The 17,824-nt window shown below is 41.7% G+C and carries 20 protein-coding genes; 10 read left to right on the forward strand and 10 right to left on the reverse strand.

The window, feature by feature from the left end; genetic code table 11:
• Positions 1 to 127: 127 nt before the first annotated feature.
• Together BOD01S_RS11480 and BOD01S_RS11485 are read right to left on the reverse strand one after the other, a co-directional pair.
• Positions 128 to 1,159, reverse strand: coding sequence for a DUF1835 domain-containing protein (locus tag BOD01S_RS11480; RefSeq protein WP_052124801.1), 1,032 nt, complete (start codon positions 1,157 to 1,159; stop codon positions 128 to 130).
• Positions 1,160 to 1,169: 10 nt separating this feature from the next.
• Positions 1,170 to 1,778, reverse strand: a complete 609-nt coding sequence (locus BOD01S_RS11485; RefSeq protein ID WP_036153785.1) for a DJ-1/PfpI family protein — start codon at positions 1,776 to 1,778, stop codon at positions 1,170 to 1,172.
• Between the two features lie 138 nt (positions 1,779 to 1,916).
• Between BOD01S_RS11485 and BOD01S_RS11490 the strand changes: the two genes are divergently transcribed.
• Positions 1,917 to 2,333 (forward strand): Lrp/AsnC family transcriptional regulator, encoded by a 417-nt coding sequence (locus tag BOD01S_RS11490; protein ID WP_036153783.1) that lies wholly within the window; start codon positions 1,917 to 1,919, stop codon positions 2,331 to 2,333.
• A 110-nt stretch (positions 2,334 to 2,443) separates the two neighbouring features.
• Here the strand turns inward: BOD01S_RS11490 and BOD01S_RS11495 are convergent, their stop codons facing one another.
• A complete protein-coding gene (locus BOD01S_RS11495; RefSeq protein WP_036153780.1) occupies positions 2,444 to 3,082 on the reverse strand; it encodes an NAD(P)H-binding protein in 639 nt (212 codons plus the stop codon).
• Positions 3,083 to 3,321: 239 nt separating this feature from the next.
• Between BOD01S_RS11495 and BOD01S_RS11500 the strand changes: the two genes are divergently transcribed.
• Both BOD01S_RS11500 and BOD01S_RS11505 read left to right on the forward strand, forming a co-directional pair.
• Positions 3,322 to 3,843: an RNA polymerase sigma factor gene (locus BOD01S_RS11500; protein ID WP_036153777.1), complete on the forward strand. Its 522-nt coding sequence runs from the start codon at positions 3,322 to 3,324 to the stop codon at positions 3,841 to 3,843.
• Positions 3,815 to 4,930 carry a hypothetical protein gene (locus BOD01S_RS11505; protein ID WP_052124800.1) on the forward strand — a complete coding sequence of 372 codons (1,116 nt, stop codon included), beginning with the start codon at positions 3,815 to 3,817 and terminating at the stop codon, positions 4,928 to 4,930. The genes BOD01S_RS11500 and BOD01S_RS11505 overlap by 29 nt, the downstream gene beginning before the upstream one ends.
• Positions 4,931 to 5,014: 84 nt before the next feature.
• On the opposite strand, the gene trxA is transcribed toward BOD01S_RS11505, so the two are convergent.
• Positions 5,015 to 5,332 carry a thioredoxin gene (trxA, locus tag BOD01S_RS11510; RefSeq protein ID WP_036153775.1) on the reverse strand — a complete coding sequence of 106 codons (318 nt, stop codon included), beginning with the start codon at positions 5,330 to 5,332 and terminating at the stop codon, positions 5,015 to 5,017.
• 237 nt (positions 5,333 to 5,569) lie between these two features.
• Between trxA and BOD01S_RS11515 the strand changes: the two genes are divergently transcribed.
• Together BOD01S_RS11515 and BOD01S_RS11520 are read left to right on the forward strand one after the other, a co-directional pair.
• A complete protein-coding gene (locus BOD01S_RS11515) occupies positions 5,570 to 6,025 on the forward strand; it encodes a hypothetical protein (protein ID WP_036153773.1) in 456 nt (151 codons plus the stop codon).
• 144 nt (positions 6,026 to 6,169) lie between these two features.
• A complete protein-coding gene (locus BOD01S_RS11520) occupies positions 6,170 to 6,796 on the forward strand; it encodes a DUF3885 domain-containing protein (protein ID WP_036153769.1) in 627 nt (208 codons plus the stop codon).
• A 208-nt stretch (positions 6,797 to 7,004) separates the two neighbouring features.
• Here BOD01S_RS11520 and BOD01S_RS11525 read toward each other — a convergent pair whose 3' ends face one another.
• Both BOD01S_RS11525 and BOD01S_RS11530 read right to left on the reverse strand, forming a co-directional pair.
• Positions 7,005 to 7,745 carry a hypothetical protein gene (locus BOD01S_RS11525; RefSeq protein ID WP_036153766.1) on the reverse strand — a complete coding sequence of 247 codons (741 nt, stop codon included), beginning with the start codon at positions 7,743 to 7,745 and terminating at the stop codon, positions 7,005 to 7,007.
• Between the two features lie 63 nt (positions 7,746 to 7,808).
• Positions 7,809 to 8,687 (reverse strand): hypothetical protein, encoded by an 879-nt coding sequence (locus tag BOD01S_RS11530; RefSeq protein WP_036153764.1) that lies wholly within the window; start codon positions 8,685 to 8,687, stop codon positions 7,809 to 7,811.
• A 66-nt stretch (positions 8,688 to 8,753) separates the two neighbouring features.
• Here BOD01S_RS11530 and BOD01S_RS11535 point away from each other — a divergent pair, with 66 nt between their 5' ends.
• The 3 genes from BOD01S_RS11535 to BOD01S_RS11545 are packed head-to-tail and all read left to right on the forward strand — an operon-like array spanning position 8,754 to position 13,379.
• Entirely contained in the window at positions 8,754 to 10,745 is a 1,992-nt protein-coding gene (locus tag BOD01S_RS11535) for a sensor histidine kinase (RefSeq protein ID WP_052124799.1), read from the forward strand.
• On the forward strand, positions 10,746 to 11,369 hold the full coding sequence (locus BOD01S_RS11540) for a response regulator (RefSeq protein ID WP_036153761.1): 624 nt from the start codon (positions 10,746 to 10,748) through the stop codon (positions 11,367 to 11,369).
• A gap of 57 nt (positions 11,370 to 11,426) precedes the next feature.
• A complete protein-coding gene (locus tag BOD01S_RS11545) occupies positions 11,427 to 13,379 on the forward strand; it encodes a S9 family peptidase (RefSeq protein ID WP_036153759.1) in 1,953 nt (650 codons plus the stop codon).
• 363 nt (positions 13,380 to 13,742) lie between these two features.
• Here BOD01S_RS11545 and BOD01S_RS11550 read toward each other — a convergent pair whose 3' ends face one another.
• From BOD01S_RS11550 to BOD01S_RS22945, 3 genes are all read right to left on the reverse strand, one after another.
• A complete protein-coding gene (locus BOD01S_RS11550) occupies positions 13,743 to 14,537 on the reverse strand; it encodes a helix-turn-helix transcriptional regulator (protein WP_052124798.1) in 795 nt (264 codons plus the stop codon).
• A 127-nt stretch (positions 14,538 to 14,664) separates the two neighbouring features.
• Positions 14,665 to 15,180, reverse strand: coding sequence for a tubby C-terminal domain-like protein (locus BOD01S_RS11555; protein WP_036153757.1), 516 nt, complete (start codon positions 15,178 to 15,180; stop codon positions 14,665 to 14,667).
• Between the two features lie 87 nt (positions 15,181 to 15,267).
• Positions 15,268 to 15,420: a hypothetical protein gene (locus tag BOD01S_RS22945; RefSeq protein WP_156117024.1), complete on the reverse strand. Its 153-nt coding sequence runs from the start codon at positions 15,418 to 15,420 to the stop codon at positions 15,268 to 15,270.
• Between the two features lie 316 nt (positions 15,421 to 15,736).
• On the opposite strand from BOD01S_RS22945, the gene BOD01S_RS11560 reads away from it, so the two are divergent.
• Positions 15,737 to 16,276 (forward strand): DUF402 domain-containing protein, encoded by a 540-nt coding sequence (locus BOD01S_RS11560; protein WP_036153754.1) that lies wholly within the window; start codon positions 15,737 to 15,739, stop codon positions 16,274 to 16,276.
• Positions 16,277 to 16,395: 119 nt separating this feature from the next.
• Here BOD01S_RS11560 and BOD01S_RS11565 read toward each other — a convergent pair whose 3' ends face one another.
• Positions 16,396 to 16,677 (reverse strand): redox protein, encoded by a 282-nt coding sequence (locus BOD01S_RS11565; protein ID WP_244887308.1) that lies wholly within the window; start codon positions 16,675 to 16,677, stop codon positions 16,396 to 16,398.
• Between the two features lie 257 nt (positions 16,678 to 16,934).
• On the opposite strand from BOD01S_RS11565, the gene BOD01S_RS11570 reads away from it, so the two are divergent.
• A complete protein-coding gene (locus BOD01S_RS11570) occupies positions 16,935 to 17,663 on the forward strand; it encodes a ZIP family metal transporter (protein ID WP_036153751.1) in 729 nt (242 codons plus the stop codon).
• The last annotated feature ends 161 nt before the right edge of the window (positions 17,664 to 17,824 follow it).

Genomic DNA, 17,824 nt, shown 5'->3' on the forward strand with positions numbered 1-17,824 from the left:
GTATTTTACATGAATTTTCCAACTACAAACGAGACGGTGTATATAGTAAAAAGTTCCATTTTAAGGTATTACAAATTGAATGGTTTTTACTTAGCAGATTTGCTTGTATGTTCTTACTTACCCCTGTTTAAAAAAACGACTCTTTCAACTTTACCTCGTAAAACCGCATAGCGTGCAGCTCTCCTCGGTATTCAAAAACTCCCTGCTCGATTAAATAACGGAGCCGGTATTCGATCCATTCGTCTCCGTTATATTGCTTCGTATGCCCAATCACTTCCCCAACAAGTCGTAGTGCCTTCATAAATTTATGTGTTTTATGTTTTTTATGCAGGCTGCTTGCACATTCAATGATGAATGAATCTTCCTTGTCTTCCCTGACGTTATGAATTTGTCCATCTTCCCATACTCTTAGAAGTCCATTTGTTTGAAGGAGAGTTTCCCCTTCCATCCAAAGAGTTGCTCGCTGCTCCAGTTTCAGCAGTTTGATTGGCAGTTGTTCATAAAATAAAAGGAACTGCTCTCCGTTTATTTCACCGGAAGAGCGCGGATAAAAATCCTCTTCCCGAAAAGGTATATCAAATAATTTATGATACGCTTCGAAAGTATTGATTGTCTTTATCTCATTCGCTTTTTCTTTCAATAGATAGAGTACAACGCGCAGCGCTGTCTGCTCAGCTGCGTTTTCACATGTCCAGATAATGACTTGCTGATGCGGCTGGATAGCCTCGATTTGCTGCATTGCTTTTTCCATGTTACGCTTAACAGTTTCTAAATCATCAAACTCATCACGGAAATGGTTTTTAAGCCACTTAAAACGGTTGTCCAACCCTTCTTTTGTATGTAATGCTTGTATAGGGCCAACTGATAAGTAGCCTGGCAGCGTGATGACTGATTCCGTTTTTTCATATGGCGTGTCACGAAATGCATGCTTTAAACTGCCTCCTGCCGACTCACCAAATATAATATGTACCGTTTGTGGTTTACTGGTTTGTTCAGTATGGTTCTTCCTGAGCAAAAACTTTTTTGTATTCTTCAACATTTTAGAAATCTGCTCTGTATTTCCTTGTTCGTTCTGCAGCAATAGCAGGAACAACAGACTTTTTGCTTCGTGATTCTCCAGTTTGTTGATCGCCTGCTTTAGCTGATCAATCGTTTCCATTACTTGCCCCCTATTTTACGGGATTCTGCTGGCAAATATTAAACCCCATTAAATCCCGCACCTTTTCAGTATTCTCTTTTGATGTCAGCATCTCCAGCAGCAAGAACGCTACGTCGATTGCCGTACCCGGATTCGAAGATGTGATAATATGTTCGTCCACTACAATCCGTTCAGTCGATACGTGCACTCCATAGGATGCAAGCTGTGCCATACGGATGCTTGTCGGATGACTATAGGTCGTCGCTTTTCGTCCGTACAAAACTCCACTGTGAGCCAGGGCTAACGAAGCGACACAGATCGAAGCAATTGGTTTTTTATATTGATTAAAGTGTCGGATAATCTTAGAAAATATCTCGCCGAAAGCCTCTTCATAAAAACCTGCTTCCTCAAATCCGCCGGGTATCGCCAGAGCATCGAATTCTTCCAAGTTGAGATCCTGCACAAGTTTTTCAGGTGTTACATTGAAATTCCATGTTGCCTGCAGGTATGGGCGGATTCCAGCAGTGATAACCTCCGTCGTGCCGTCTCCCTCCAGCTGATTCCAGCCGAGCACGTCCGTAAACACGCTCGCCTCATATGCTTCAAATCCATTTGCCAATAACAATAAAATCTTCTTCATCTAAATCTCCTCCTTACTTTTCACTAGTGTAAGGATTTTTCTTCTGTTCTTGAATAATTTAAAAAACGGATTTTATTGAATTCACTTTTATTTTTATGGATAATTCATAGAAAGACTTAATTTAATAAAGGAGACAATATGGATACAATTGATTACGAAATTTTGAAGCAGTTAGAGCGTAATGCAAAATGCACGACAAAAGAGATTGCGTCGCACGTTCACCTCTCTCCCCCTGCAGTCGCAGAAAGAATTAAGAAGCTAGAAGAACAAGAAATCATCACCGGCTATTACGCCTCAATTGATTTTAAAAAGCTCGACCGCCCAATCGTAGCCCTCGTTCTGTTTAAATCCAGCGACTGCAAAAAACTGTCGGCGTTCTGCTGCAGCCATCCAGATGTATTGGAGTGTTACCGGGTAGCGGGTGAAATCAGCTATATCGTCAAAATCGCCACGCAATCTGTCGAAACACTCGAGCAATTCATCGATCAGGCCATGCCGTACGGAACTCCCTCGACGAATATCGTGCTGTCCGGACAGAAAAATATGGTTTTCTGAATCGGAGGGTGTGCTCTGATACGCCAGCTCCTTATTACGAATAGAACAGGTGAATATCGCTGCGCCCAAGATTCTGTTTTATATATTCCTTTATTAGCAGTCCTATAAGATCAATGGGAAATGAATGGCGCTTTCTTTATATACTTAAAGTCATTTATCTGGCTGATGATAAAGGACGCTATATCTTGATTGGTAATTTTCGTACCGGGCATATCTACGAGATTTTCCTTTACATGAGCCGTTTTTATCCCATCAATGATAAAAGGGAGCCTGATCAGTGTCCATTCAATATGTTCAGTTTCGTTTAAAATCTCCCATTCCCTTTTTTTATCTTTCATCATAGTAGAAAGGAAAATATCAAACATCTTTGCTCCAATTCGGTTCCAAATACTCTTTTTATCACCCTCGATTGTTAGGGAACCACCTGTAACACCGATATAGCGTCTAATTTCAAATTCCTTCATGGCGTCCAGTATATTTTCCGTTGACTCACTATATATAGGCTTATCTTTGTAAGGCTGACCAAACGTATTAATTACAGTTCCGCAGCCTTTCAGTAAAAGACGGATAGCCTCTATATCCTGTATACTCCCTTTAACGATTTCAATGCTTTTGTCCAGATGTTTCAATTTCCCCGGGTCTCTCACCAGCATGCGCACTTGATATCCTTTTTGTAGAGCCTCTGCTGCTATATGACGACCTGCTTTCCCTGTTCCTCCGATAATGGCCACCTTTTGAGGATTGTTCATATATACCTCCAGCGAATGTAATACTTCGTATACGCTTAAGGGAGTAAAGAGGTTCCGATAATTCACCTATTCCGTATTACTTTTCCATAAAACTTGATTGTCCCTATCCTCAACCCGGGTCAACTAATTTATTTATTCCAACTTTCCTCTCTTTTTAAAAAAAATATCATGTAACATTAACTTTTATGAAAGAATTTACCTGTTTGCACCGTCTATTATAAATGAAAGGAGGCGGCGATGTGGAATTTGAAGAAGTTGTCCATACATACAGCAAGCATATTTATCAGACCGCTTATCTATATACGAAGAACCGGCAGGCGGCTGAAGATATTACACAGGAAGTGCTGCTCGCCTTTTATAAAAAGCAGGGCCAGTTTCGTCAGGAAGCTTCTCTAAAGACATACTTAACAAAATTGACCTATAACCGGTGCCATGATTATCTTCGGAGCTGGAAGAACAAAACACATGAATGGCTGGAGAAATTCACATTTCGAAGCAGGCAATCCGTAGAAATTCAGGTTGCCAATCGGGCGAGAAAAGAGGATGTCCTAAATACAGTGCTTGCCTTGCCGGTTATTTATAGGGAAGTCATCGTTCTCTACTACTTTAACGAATTAAAAGGACGGGAGATTGCTGGGATTTTACAATGCTCAGAAAATACGGTCCATACACGGTTAAAACGGGCAAAGAATTTATTAAGCAAGGAGTTGCGAGAATGGGAGGTACAGCTGGATGAAGAAACGATTGGAAACAGAGATTGAACAACAAGCCCCCTACCGCCAAGGGCTCGAACAGCGAATTATACAGAAAACGAAACAGCAGCATAACGGAAAATACCGGATTGTTCTGGCAGGATTTCTTGTCTTGCTTTTATGTGCCGGTGCCCTGTTTTTAAAAGAAGAGCCCATGCTAACAAGTGGTGAAAATAAAGCAGATGTACATGTCGAGGCGGCGATGATTCCAGGTGATGATGGATACGTGTATATGAACTCGGTGACAAAAGTGACACACAATGGCAAGCAGAAGATTATGGAGCTCCAGATGATCGAAGACTATTATTTACAGGACGGCACCTATAAGGAAACGAAGCTAACAACCGGTTATTTGGAAAAGACAGGTGAAGAGGTCATTGACAATGTACAAAAAATTGTCGTGATAAACGAACCATCGACCGTCGTTGTCGCAGAAGAAATGACCGGGAAGGTCGTCAAAAACGGCGAGAGGTTTGTGGAAAAACAGATTGCCCGCATGTTCGGGAAGCCCGATGAAAAGAAAAATTTGCGTCATTTGGCGTTTTTTACGGTAAATGAACATGATCCTATTTTTGCGCCTGAAGATATTTTAGCGCTGCAGCAAATATTTGGACAGATTGTTTGGCATGAAGGTGTCGAAAAGGAAATGGTACGTGGTCCTGACGCAAAGCTGGCACTGTTCATCCGCTATGATGCGAACGAGCCGGAGCGGCTATTAGAGTACAACATCTGGATCGGAAAGGCGAAAATTATGTTTAGTGGGGAAGATGGCTATGGCGAACTTACCGGAGAACATGTAGTAGCACTATTAACAGACTACCTGCAAACTGATGCAGAAGCACATAACGCTTACAAAACAATTTCCGACCCTGAAGATATAGAAGCAGCGAAGGAGCTAATTAAAACAGCACACCAGATGCCCGGTATCGCTAATATGGCTGATCCTGACATGAGTTTCGAACTGGAAGGAGAACAATATTTTTTATGGTGGAATGAAAATGGCTCACCCTCGCTTATGCACGCAGATGATACACATACGGTCTATACAATTTCCGAAACAGCCGAACTAAAAGCCATTTTAAAGCGGATTCAGTAAAAAGCCCCCTTTTGAAAAGGATACCTATATATATGAAACCACCCCTGAAACGTGACAGCTGTTCTGCCCGTTTCAGGGATGCTTTTATGCCATATTATTCTCTATGAACTCCAACAGCAGCTCCTTTGGCTGATAGCCGCCTGACCTTCCCTTCATTTCTCCATCCGAAAATAGCAGCAATGTCGGTACAGACATAACACCATATTCTTGAGCCGTCACCGGATTTTCCTCCACTTCGATTTTGACAATCTTCACTTTGCCCCCGATTTCTGCCTCAAGCTCCTCGAGCACAGGAGCAAGCATTTTGCATGGTCCGCACCATGTCGCCCAAAAATCAACAAGTACTGTCCCTTCCTTTATTTCCTGTTCAAATGTTTGATCTGTTGCCTCTACAATTGCCATTGCTTGTTCCTCCTCTTTATTTGATAGTTGTTTGGCTCACAGATATAGAACTTTCATCTGCCAAACTCGTCCATTATTTATACTATTCCCTTTTTCGGTTCAAGAAAAAGGCTTTTTCTAAAATTTGATTATGTCTGGTCATTTAATCGACAGCAGGGAAAGCGGTGATTTATGGTAAACTATTATAATCATCAGTTAAAAATTGCATTTTAAGAAAATAAATAGGAGTGGTGCGATATGAGCCGATTGATTAAATTTATGATAGGCATATTGCTTATCCCGGCGTTAGCAGGATGTATTGGAGAGGAATATGATTTTTCCCCGCCCACTGTTTCACTTATTAACCCTGATGATATTACTCAAGAAGAAAAATTAGCAGAAGCAAATATCGATTGGACGTATGATAACAAATACAATAAGGAAACGAAAGATATTTATTCTTTAGCGAAAAGGCAAAGCAAAATGGTATTTACTGCCGGGCAGAACATACAATTTTCCATTGAAGACGGCCATTTTGACATAAAAAAGGTCCAAATAGCGCTTTGGCAAAATGAAGACAAAATAGAGGTAGCAATTGATCATACCGGCCAATCTTTCACCCTGCCGAACGAAAAAGGCGAGTATATCATTGTCGTTGACCTCCCTACTGACAAAGGCGATGCTCAATATGTAGGGAATATCGTCATTCAGTAAGAGAGGGGTGGGATGTCAATGAACGTCGCTTTCATGAGAGCAGTAAAAAACCTTTGCTACTATCATTGCTTGGGAAATATCAGAAACTTATATCCATGTAATTCGGGTCACCTAGATTGATCATACTAACTTTGAGGTGTTGAGATGCGGTTAAATGACTTTATGCAAAAAAATTATCCCCAATTAGAGCTTAAACCACCATTGTTCTATAGTTGGCCTACTGGCATACGTTTTGAGCTTGGAATACCGGGAACTTTTTCAGATGCCCTTTATGCACAAAAATGTTATAAAAGGGCGATTGCTTTATTTGAAGCCGTACATTCTCCAGCAGATGACACTTTCATCGTGATAGATGTCAATGACTTTTATAACGGAAAAAACCTTAAACGTCAGCTAAAGAACTTCCCTCCCTATGTAAAAAAATCATTGTTATTTACATTGCAACATCAAGAACTTCCTTATATTTTTCCTGAAGATAATGAAGAAGGCATATTTAAGACGCACAGATTTATTTTACAATGCAAAACATCCGATATTAAATACGCTCCGTTATTAAAAGCAATTTGCAATCAGGATCTGGGGTTGAAGCCAAGGCTGTTTCATAGAGTTTATTTTATTAATATGAATAGGAAAACGATTTTTCACGTTTACGATGATAGGGGTTGTGATCTATTGGCAGCGTCCTCTGATTCAATAAGAGATATTTATCAAAAATACAATGATTGGATTTTGGATTACGACAGGCCTGCTATTGATAAAGTATTTCTTTGAAAGTTAAAGGAAACGCCATCTTTAGGCGTTTCCCTTTTTACTCTCTATAACCCATTGAATATTATGCTTTTTTGCCCGGCCTTCTCTTTCTTGTTTAACGCTTTTCCCCAATTCAACCTGCTGAAGCTGACATGGCAATTTTCTACCTTTTATTTTCCTTATAAATATTCCGTACAGCATGTTCATTTTCTTACTGCTGTAACTCTTTCTAGATTTGTTTAAACTCCCAATCTATCAGGATACTACCACTAACCTCGTCTCCCCAAAGAACAATGTAGTATATCCCGTCCTTCTCGGCTTTATATCCAAGCCAGTCTTCTCCCAGCTCATCCATCCCGGTCGGCCGTCCCTTCGCATCTTCAAAAGAGTGACCGTAGCCTCCTCCGTTGTCAGCATTAAAGTTGATTGTAAAGGCGATAGACTCCCCCTTCTTCAATTCCACTGGGATGCGGTGCTCCCCGTGAAAATACTGGAACGATGCTTCATATCCTTCTTCTGTTCTGTTTTCTTCCCACCCCTGCTTCACTGAAAAATCGACCCAGGCGATAATAAGAAGCAAAGCCGGCAGCACAAAGGCAAATACGAATCGGTAAATCTTTGAATGCCTTGCAGCCATTTCGCCGATATAAAAGAAAAACGCAAAGACTGCTGAAATGATGCCCGCAATGACAGCAAACACATTTACTCCAAAAGCAAAGAATATTAGAAAGCCTGCAGCCATATAGCTGACGGGCCGAACTTCCCGCCTTTTTATCTGGAACTTCCAGATGACTCCTTCTACTATGAGTGCCACTAGTAAGCCGTAGCCGAAAAACAACAGCCACAAATGACGGTTTGACAATGTCTCGCTGACCTCGTACCAATCAATTCTTGAAGTGACCAATATCCATAGGAACAGCACCGTCATGCCTGTTCCTGCGCCTGCTATTTTAGCGATTACCTTCTGCATTTGTTCTTCACTCCTTTTTCTTTAAAACCTTTTATATGAAAGCTTGCCAGTTGCAGCACTATATTATAGAAGGGCTCTACTAGCAGCCGCTGCATTACGCTTTTTTCTTCGTTGCAAAAAGAATCCCAGTAATACAAAGATCACCCCGAAAGCCGCCGTACCAAATGGATAAAGTACCGGATAAAATAGTGATGGATAATAGTGCAGTAAATCAGAATAATACCCCATGGAGATCAATCCTGTTTCCGAGAAATTAATCAGCCTGACAGCAAGCGGATTTTCTGAACGGGTGCGGTACTGAATTTCCTCCTCTGACAGCTCGCCGTCTTCAGCAATCGAAATGATCTTCCAGCGGTAGTTCTCCTGCATGACACTATCATCAGACAGCCTTTGGACAATTGTGATCTGCTCCTCATCGTTCTTTTTGTCCTTTACAAGCAGCACATCGAGCCACGACCAGTAACGGCTGCCGCTGTCACTGCCAGAAAGCGCAATTTCATCGGCACTTGATATTTCCTTGCCGTTTACAAGGAGCTGGAGCTTTACGATATCGTCCGCTTCCCCATTCTCCTCTGTATTCCACCAGGCCTCAGGTGCTTTTCTTCCTGTCGGCTTCTCTCTCGTTTCGATCGTAAAGCCGTTTACTTCAATTTTTTGTGTATCAAGCACTGATGGAAAGCCATCTCCCTTATAGGCGTGAGCAATATCATAGCGGCCAAACAGAAGATTGTTTATATAAGTTTCTCTAGCCATTAAAAATAACGGAACAATTGAAATAGCAAGACAGAACAGCCCAAACAGTGTCAATGGATGCTTCACTTTACTTCCCCCTTTTTCTGTTAGCCATACCGTAACACGATACGCACCGCATACACGATTGCGCCTTTCCGCTGCCGTATTTGCGCTATCGCGAAAAAATGGGTGTGGAACCGAAAATGGCACTTGCTCCCTTCCCCTTTTCTGGAAAGTTGTTCATAATGGAAAGAAAACGGCAGGAAAGGAGTGGTAATGATAGATACTCTCCAGCTCATAAAAAAACATTGGTTCGGGCTGTCACTTTTTACCTATTTGGCATTCGGGCTATACATACTAACCGCAGCTTACAGCTTTACCCAAGGACAAGGAGTTTCTGTTCATCCTTCCTATTCCTTTTACTTATATTTCTTGCTGCCTTCCTTTTACTTTCTGCTGACATTCTGCTCGGCGCTGTATCTTGTGCGCTTTAACGGAAACCGTCTGCTGCCGATGCTCATTCTGTTTTTACTCACTGTCAGCCTTGCTTATATAAGCTCTGCTGGGGCATTTGGCAGTGATTTGTTCAGTTATATTATTTTTAGTACGGCCATGATGCTGTGCATTAGTATACTCGTGCATTTCCTGCGGAATTATTTCGACCGGATAGCGGTAAAATGGCCGTACACATCCAATCTGCTGTTTATGTACAGCTTTCCTATTGTCATTTTCTCAGCAAGCTTTATAACGATGTTCTGGCCGCGGCTGCAGACAATAGTAGATTGGATGACACTGCTGTTCTTCTCGATCGGGGTTCTGACGATTTTCCGTATTCTGCTTTACGGCTACGCCCGGTCAAAAAAGCTGCAGATTCGAATTTTAATCCTCAGCTGCATTGTACCGTTTTTGCCGTATGTATTTTTGTTTGTCCTGCCCAAGCTGCTGACGGGAAATCCTTTTGTAGCACCGGAAATTGCGGCCGTTTTCTTTTTGCTACTGCCGTTCAGCTTCATTTTCACACAGCTGACCGAGCGCTTATTTGGGCTGCAGTATCACCTGTCGCGCCTGCGTTACTACGGGAGTATTTCTACTGTTTCTTCGCTGTTGTTTTCCGGCGGGCTTGCTGTCTTTTTATACGATGTCCTTTCAATCCCGCAATTTTTGCTGCTATTTTTAGCAGGGACAGTCTATATATACACTCTGCTCGTCATTAAAGAAAAGCTGGATTTCAGGCAGCGCAAGCTTCTGCCTGTGACAGACAGTGAAACGGGGCGGCATTTATACGAAGTATTAAAGAAAATGGGTTTCGCCCGCAGTGAAGACGAGCTGATGCGTATTATCGCAGGAGAGATCAAGCGTAAGCTCGATTTTGAGGAAGTAGTATTGCGGGAGCTTCCCTATGACCAGATCACACTCCGGCCGTTTGAAGTAACAAAACGCGGCGGATTTTATGAGCTGCTGCTGCACCGCTATACGACAAAACAGCTGCTTATTATTATTGGATCCGAAAAGGAAACGATCCAGCTTCGGAACGAGGAAATAATCTGGCTCGAGCTGCTGGCTATGTATAGTGATGCGTTCTTCAGCAGCCTGAAGCGTATGGAGGAACTGATGGAGGAGGCTTCACGGGAAATCGGTGACATACCATGGGTGAACCGCCTTGTGTGGCAATTTGTCGAACAGGAAAAAGCCATTTTAGCCCAGGAGCTGCACGACACGATTCTGCAGGAGCAGCTTTACTTGGCAAGGGAGCTGGATATGTCCACTGCACTAGTTGATAAACAGAAGCTGTCCGATATCAGGGAGCAGCTCCTCGATATTTCTTATGAGCTTCGTGAATATTGTGAAACGCTGAATCCGCCGCTGCTTGATACGCTTGGGCTGCATTCTGCCCTGACAAAATTTTGCGGGAAGATCAAGCTGCGCGCCGATTTTGTGCTGAAGGAGCAGTTTCAGATTGAAGAGATACCGAATCCAACCTATGCCCTTATGATTTACCGTATCGTGCAGGAGCTGCTAAACAATGCGATGAAGCATGCCCATGCCTCTTATGTAACCCTCACTGTCTCCGCCCGTTCCCGCCGTATTGACATTGTTTATGAGGACGATGGTGTTGGACTGGAGAAAAACGCGCTTGCCGCGTCTCATACAATGGGCATAAAGGGCATGCATGAAAGAGTACGTGCCTTTAATGGCACAATGCATATTGACGACAGGCAAGAAACCGGTCTTCGAATTGCCATTCATATAGAGGAAGGAGATGAATAAATGAAACTATTACTTATAGATGATCATCCGGTTGTATTGAACGGCACAAAGGCACTGCTGGATCATGACGAGCAGTGGTCTATTGATACAGAAACAAATCCGGTGTTTGCTTTAGAGCTGCTGCGCCGGGAAACATATGACTGCTGCTTGCTGGATGTTAATATGCAGCCGATTAACGGCATTCAGCTCGCAGCAGAACTCCGGGAAATCTCCCCCGGTACACGCCTTATCCTTTATACAGGCTATGATTTAAAAGACTATTATGATCTGCTTATTAAGCGGAAAGTCGATGGCCTGCTGTCAAAAACCGCAACAAAAGAACAGGTCAACCATACAATCAGCGCCGTTCTTCGGGGAGATCTGCTTGTGCCCGCCGAATTCCTTGATTACATTGCGAGGAAAATGACAGCCGGAAAAACAGCGGGCAGCTCTTCGCTGCCTGAAAAGGAGCGTACCATTTTAAAGCTGGTCGCCGAGGGCTTTACAAACAAAGCGATCGCAGTAGAGATTGGCGTCTCACAGCGAACAGTCGAAAACTACCTGACAAAGATTTTTACACACCTGCAGGTCGAATCCCGCGCCGAAGCAGTGAATAAAGCAAAGGATGCCGGGCTGCTAGATTAAATTAATAGAAAAATATTCCGCTCCCCCTATAAGAAAAGATACGAGGAGGTTTATTAATTGACTGAAAAAACATATCTAACAATAGAAGAGATTATTTCATTACCAGCGTTATCCGGTACACATATAAGTGATAATGGCAAAAATGCAGCATTTGTTAAGCGGACAGCCAGCTGGAAAGACAATACATACCGGAATCAAGTATGGATATACGAACAAGACAAGGAGCAGTGTTACCCATTAACAGCTGATGATATCGATAGTACATCTCCGTTATGGTCGCCCGATTCTAAAGTGATCGCCTACCTTAGCCCAGTCGGTGACGGGGAAAATAAGAAAAACCAGATCTTTGTGAAGTTGATAGATGGTGGTAGTGAGGTCCAAATTACGGATGAGCAGGAAGGTGTTAGTCAATTCAAATGGGAGCCTGCCGGCAAAGGTTTTTATTATGTAGCACAATCAGAAGAACGTGAGTCGATAAAGAAACGTAAGACGCTATATGGCGATTTCCATCATATAGGCAAGGACTACCGGAATAATTGTTTATATTATATCGAAAAAGAAAAAGTGATGCATAATGAAAACAGCGCAGTGTATCGACTAACTGACGGCATGGATTTTCATGTTCATGCATTCGATATTTCAAATGACGGGAAAAAAGTTGTATTACTAGCTGCACCAAGCCCAAATATGGGAGATTATTTTAATGGAGATCTATACATTCTGGACATCAAAGCCGGCAAGCTGCAAAAGTTAAAGATAGATAAATTGTTAGGAGGGAGTGTTTGCTTTTCTCCTGACGGCAGCAAAATATGTTACTCGGCAAGCATAAGGGGGAAGGAGTACTATCGGACCCATATACAGGACAGTACACTGGAGATATATGATATACAAAATGGACAGTTCACCCGGCCTTTAACAGATGTTGATAGTACAGTTACTCCATTACGATGGACGGCTAAAGGGATTTTAATCAGGTGGCAGCATAAAACGAATTATCTAATTGGATTGCTGTCTGAAGACGGCTCTGTGGACATATTAAGCGAAAAAGCAGATAGTTTTATAATGGATGCTTCCATCACAAAGGATGGAGATCATCTATCCTATAGTAAGGCTATAACAAATGAAACATTTGAAATCTATTTAGACGATAAAAAAATAACGAATGAAAATAGTTTTTTCAACGGAAGGCTTAAAAGTAATAGGGAAATCATCTCCTGGCAAAGTAGTGATGGTCTTGAAATAGAAGGAGTTTTATCAACGCCGTTAGAATTTGACATAAATCAAAAATATCCGTTATTAGTGATCGTCCATGGCGGCCCAGCCTGGGCATCCTTCCCCATATTTTCAGACTGTTTCAATGGAAAATATCCAATTGAACAGTTTATAGAAAAAGGTTTTATCGTTTTAGAGCCGAACTATCGGGGAAGTTCGGGTTATGGGAATGAATTCTTGCAGGCAAACTATAGGAAACTCGGAATTGCTGACTACGATGATGTACTATCTGGAGTGGATAAACTAATTGATAACGGGATTGCAGATAAAGGCCGGGTAGGCGTTATGGGATGGAGCAATGGTGGATATATATCAGCCTTCTGTTCAACGTTTAGTAATAGGTTTAAAGCCGTTTCGGTTGGAGGCGGAATCACTAATTGGCGTACCTATTATGCAAATACGGATATCCCTTATTTTAGTAAAATGTATTTGGGAAATACCCCATGGAATGACCCGGAGATCTATGCGAAAGCTTCACCAATGACCTATATTAAATCAGCTTGTACTCCTACTCTGATCCAACATGGCGAAAAAGATGCAAGAGTCCCTATTCCCAATGCATATGAGCTATATCAAGGGTTACGGGATATGGAAGTTGATACAGAATTGATTATCTTTACAGGAATGGCCTATAGTTCTGACCATCCAGGAATTAATATGGCGATTATGAAACAGAATTTGATGTGGTTCTCCCACTATATCCTCGGAGAAAGCATGAAAGATTTCACCGTTCCATAATTAATAAGTGGATAGCCCCCCTAGCCTGGACAACTTTTTTGTAATCTCATTAGGTGCGCTTGTTAAATAAAACTTAAAATCTCAAACGATTTTATTAACATTTTTAGATAGTGAAGAATCTCAAAAAAAGAATATACACCTCTATTTTTAACCCTGTCTACAATAAATCGGGGTTATGCTTAGTTGAGCTTTTAAAATTACACAACGTTATTGCCATATAAGATTTACTCATCCAGCTAAAATGCTTGCCAGGCAGACACAGTTTTGCGATAAGAGCGTGGCAAGCAGCACTGAATGAAAGCAGTTGTCGACAGGCTGAGCTGTTTGCCAGTGAAAAAAAGCAGCTTCCCTATTCCCGCTCTGTCAGCCAGTCATAGAACTCCACCTTCCGTCGTACAGGCTCAGCTGCTGTGGGCTGTGGTGCTTTCTTAGGGTGTCTTTCTCGCATAACACCTTGTAATACAGCGCGAATTGTCGTATTGACCGCCAGTTTCCGGCATGTACATCTCGGATTATTCCCATTAGGGCATCACGTGTTTGTACGAAGGCTGGAAAATCAGGCATTGGGCTGGCGATGATTGCTTGATACAGCCCGTCCTTCAATTCCTCTTTTACAGGTGCTTCATGTAAAAGCTCATACAGCATCCGCTGGTATTCATTCAGGTAAGCCATTTTTCTCTCTTTTTCTTCCTGCAAGGTTGTATAAATAAGATGTAAAGGGCTTGTTTGGGAAAGATTAAAAGAAGTAAATGATTGATTTTGCGGCAGCAGCTCTTCATCATTGCGACTACTCGTTTTCCCGCAGTCTCCCCGTTCGGACACACTCGATGGGACAAAGGGAAGAATACGATAAATGTTCGCACCTTTAATACCGTTCAGCTTTTTGGAAGGAACTTTTTCTATGATCCCCATCTCCTCTAACTTTGCTGCTGCACGATATACTGTCTTTGTACTGATATGTAGACTACCCGCAATAGTGGCTGCCTTTAAATGGGACACCCCTGGATAAGCAAGTGCGTGAGCGGCAATTTTCTGGACCACCGCTGCTTCATTCTCTGTCAATACCGTATTATAGTGCTCAAGATGATTCGCTACATGCTCGTCCATTTCTGCAACTGAGCTAAATGTGATAAATTCCGTTAAATAATCAAATACCATGTCCATTCTCCTTTTCATTATCCTCTATTAATATCTATCGAAATCGAAGGTACAATTTGGGACAATAAAACAAAAAAACATGAGAAATTTTTTATTTCTCATGTAAACGCGGCTTTTTCATATTCCATTATGGCTCCTCTATGAATGTCTGATACAAGACAGCGATTAAAGAAGCGGAGATATCATCTCTTGCTTCAATCCGAATGCGTTTCGTCGTATTCACATGAATGCTGTCTACTTTTTCTATTTTAGCAATTTTTTCATCGTTCCGCGTCAGTAATCCGGCACCAGTATAATCTTTTTCAAATTGGAAATCATCCCCTTGAAGACGGAATGTCTGTACCTTTTCAAAAAGCTGCACATGGTACTGATCAATTTTATTTTTCTTTTGCGAATGCATAGATTGAATCGTGTAGCCTACTCCCGAAAACGGACAATCAATCTTAAAAATCGGCCGGTCGTCGGGAGAAATTGCCATATAGCAGTACGGCATGCCCACCTTGGACATATGGTGCAATACACTATTCAAAAGACGATGCGGACTCTTTCTAAGCACAAAAGCGGTTTGCCTGTCTTCATCATAAACAGGTATGCTCGTATGCTGTGTCTCTTGGTCGGGAATCATATACAAATAGATGTTCACTTGCCTGTCACCTCGCTGCCTTACTAAATATCCAATACACCAAGCGCATACTGATATCCACCCTTCCCTATTGGAGAAGAAATCTCCCTATTCCTCCACCTGCTCCATGTTCTTTTGGAGATAAGTGAGTCTGTTTATTATCTCTTTGTTCTGTTCAAGCAATTGTGCATTTTGCTTCCGAATGGTATGCCCGTCAAATAGCAGGACGAACATGATAATGATAACGAGGATTTCTATCATTTCTTTTCCCCCTTTATGTATTACATTGCATCATTAATAGAATCTTCCGAAAATAACGATTTACAATATATTCCTTCTCAAAAAAATCTTATTAACTCCTTAGTAATTTGTACGGATGAATAAGGAAAATGTTTCATTTTTTCTTCCGAAATAATGATACTATCAGGATATGACATCTAATTCAGGGGAAAAATTTTCTTTTTACCTTTTCTTTTTGCATGAATACTGCTTTGCCTGGGTAAAAGAGTTTAACAAAAAACTGATAGCGGCGGCCCAGTTAAAATCCTGCTTAATAAAAAGAAGGGAGTTACTTCCGATGGGACACAAACGTTTTATTACAAGGGAAGATTGGTCAAGGGTATTGGAACGCAATTTTACTATGGTCTATATAGATGACGGAAACTATGCCGGTCATGTTGCATTATTGAAGATAAAAAAAATAAAAGAGCCTTTATGGACTACACATGAAGGCAAGACATTCTGCATTGCAGATGAGGGGTATTCATGGCTGCAGCATTTACCGGATGATGAGCACTTTGGCATCACGACGATGTTTGATGAGAAGGGAAATATTATTCAGTGGTATATTGATATTACAACCCATAATGGCATAGAAGACGGGATTCCTTATATGGAGGATCTGTATCTCGATCTTATTAAGCTGGCCTCTGGTGAAGTGATCAAGAAGGATATTGATGAGATAGAAAAAGCCCTGCTAGAGGAAGAAATTACGAAAGAAATATATGACCTTGGCTTTAAGGAGTTTCATAAAGTGTACGAGCAATTAACAAATGGGTCATTCAAATATCTTGATTTCAGCATCCCGCATAAGAAAATGTTAGAAGAGGAAATGTAAACGCTCCCTTCCCGCTGCTATGCCGGAAGGGTTTTTTCAACTGATCATTGTGCTGCTGAAGACGGCTGTTCATTGCTAAAAAAGTGAGGACATTTTCCATGTCCTCACCTTCTCAAATATTAAAATAGCCAGTCCATCACAATGCCAAGTCCCTTGAACGCAAAATAACCGACTAGAGCAAACAGCGCAATCATAACAAAGCAGGAGAAAAAGCCCGAGAACATAAACATTTTCACATTAGGCCCTTTTCGTTTTCCCCACTCATTTTTATTATCACTTTTTACTATATTGAGCTGCCCGCAGCTCGAACATTTCTGGAAGAATGTGCGGCTCTCTTTTTTCTTACCGTTTAACACAGTCAGCTGCGAGGAGAATTCTGCAGTATTAAAATCGATTTCCACCGGCTCTCCGCATGTCCTACATGGGATTTCAACTTTTTTTGCTTCCACATTAAACACTCACTTTTCTCTAGCAACATATACTTCTATTTTATAATAGTCCTCCTGCTATGTACAATAAGCGCTCTTTTCCAGTGTTTCCCAATTATTTGGTTGAGGCTGTTACCCGCGAATCCCCCAAAATCCCTATGCATGTCCTTGATTTCCGAGACATATCTTATTGCAGGCGTTCTACTATTAAATAAGTGTAGGGGTTATTTATGGATATTCTTTTCTATGTATTGCTTGCAGCAGCTGCGAATGTGGCGGGCGGTCTGCTCATTATGGCAAAGCGCTCTTGGTCGCAGCATGAGTCCCATGCCCTCATGGCGCTAAGTGCAGGGCTACTCTTCGCTATTGCTTTAATGGCGATTGTGCCGGAAGCAGTTGAACTGCATAAAAGCAGTCCAATCTTTATCATTTTAGGCTTTGGCTTGTTTTTTCTTATCCAACAGATTCTTTCTTCCCATGATCATTCTGTTAAGAGTCCGCGCACGAGAGGTATGCTGTTCGGTATGATGCTGCACACCTTTTTGGACGGAGTATCGATTGTCATGGGGTTTCAAATGGACAAAGCTGTAGGAATTGTCGTATTGTTTGCAGTCCTTCTTCATAAAATTCCCGACGGACTGACGCTTTCTTCCATCATTTATACAAAATCACGGAGCAGAAAAAAAGCGGTCTATGCTTCCTTTTTACTTGGATTATCTACCGTTGCCGGGGCGCTGGCCACGATGTCGGCAACGCAGTTTTTTGCTGCCAACCCGGTTATCCTGCCGTTTGCCCTGTCTCTGACGGCTGGTATGTTTCTTTATATTGTAACGATCGACTTGCTGCCGGCTGTGATTGCCCTGAAAAACAAAAGGGTATCAATTTACTTTTTTTACGGAATTCTGCTTTACATTGGGCTTCATGAAGTTCTTGATCTTCTGCCCTTCCAACTTCATTAAAAAAATAAGTGAGCATCTTCCACTTTCCGGGTATAGCGTATATAGCGGAACTTGGTAGATGCTTATTTTGCTTGGAAAATTATCTTTTCAAAATTTCTCCAATCAGACAGTTGCAAAAACCTCCTAAAGAGAATACACTATATATGAACATATACTCATAT

Origin of the sequence: Lysinibacillus odysseyi 34hs-1 = NBRC 100172, assembly GCF_001591965.1 — a bacterium.
Lineage (GTDB): Bacteria > Bacillota > Bacilli > Bacillales_A > Planococcaceae > Lysinibacillus_B > Lysinibacillus_B odysseyi.

Excerpts from the sequence above, each read along its gene's own strand:
- BOD01S_RS11570 (WP_036153751.1), top strand. The coding sequence starts at position 16,935 with ATGGATATTCTTTTCTATGTATTGCTTGCAGCAGCTGCGAATGTGGCG.
- BOD01S_RS11515 (WP_036153773.1), top strand. The coding sequence starts at position 5,570 with ATGAGCCGATTGATTAAATTTATGATAGGCATATTGCTTATCCCGGCG.
- BOD01S_RS11485 (WP_036153785.1), bottom strand. The coding sequence starts at position 1,778 with ATGAAGAAGATTTTATTGTTATTGGCAAATGGATTTGAAGCATATGAG.
- BOD01S_RS11520 (WP_036153769.1), top strand. The coding sequence starts at position 6,170 with ATGCGGTTAAATGACTTTATGCAAAAAAATTATCCCCAATTAGAGCTT.
- BOD01S_RS11560 (WP_036153754.1), top strand. The coding sequence starts at position 15,737 with ATGGGACACAAACGTTTTATTACAAGGGAAGATTGGTCAAGGGTATTG.
- BOD01S_RS11540 (WP_036153761.1), top strand. The coding sequence starts at position 10,746 with ATGAAACTATTACTTATAGATGATCATCCGGTTGTATTGAACGGCACA.
- BOD01S_RS11550 (WP_052124798.1), bottom strand. The coding sequence starts at position 14,537 with ATGGTATTTGATTATTTAACGGAATTTATCACATTTAGCTCAGTTGCA.
- BOD01S_RS22945 (WP_156117024.1), bottom strand. The coding sequence starts at position 15,420 with ATGATAGAAATCCTCGTTATCATTATCATGTTCGTCCTGCTATTTGAC.
- BOD01S_RS11535 (WP_052124799.1), top strand. The coding sequence starts at position 8,754 with ATGATAGATACTCTCCAGCTCATAAAAAAACATTGGTTCGGGCTGTCA.
- BOD01S_RS11525 (WP_036153766.1), bottom strand. The coding sequence starts at position 7,745 with ATGCAGAAGGTAATCGCTAAAATAGCAGGCGCAGGAACAGGCATGACG.
- BOD01S_RS11495 (WP_036153780.1), bottom strand. The coding sequence starts at position 3,082 with ATGAACAATCCTCAAAAGGTGGCCATTATCGGAGGAACAGGGAAAGCA.
- BOD01S_RS11480 (WP_052124801.1), bottom strand. The coding sequence starts at position 1,159 with ATGGAAACGATTGATCAGCTAAAGCAGGCGATCAACAAACTGGAGAAT.
- BOD01S_RS11505 (WP_052124800.1), top strand. The coding sequence starts at position 3,815 with ATGAAGAAACGATTGGAAACAGAGATTGAACAACAAGCCCCCTACCGC.
- trxA (WP_036153775.1), bottom strand. The coding sequence starts at position 5,332 with ATGGCAATTGTAGAGGCAACAGATCAAACATTTGAACAGGAAATAAAG.
- BOD01S_RS11490 (WP_036153783.1), top strand. The coding sequence starts at position 1,917 with ATGGATACAATTGATTACGAAATTTTGAAGCAGTTAGAGCGTAATGCA.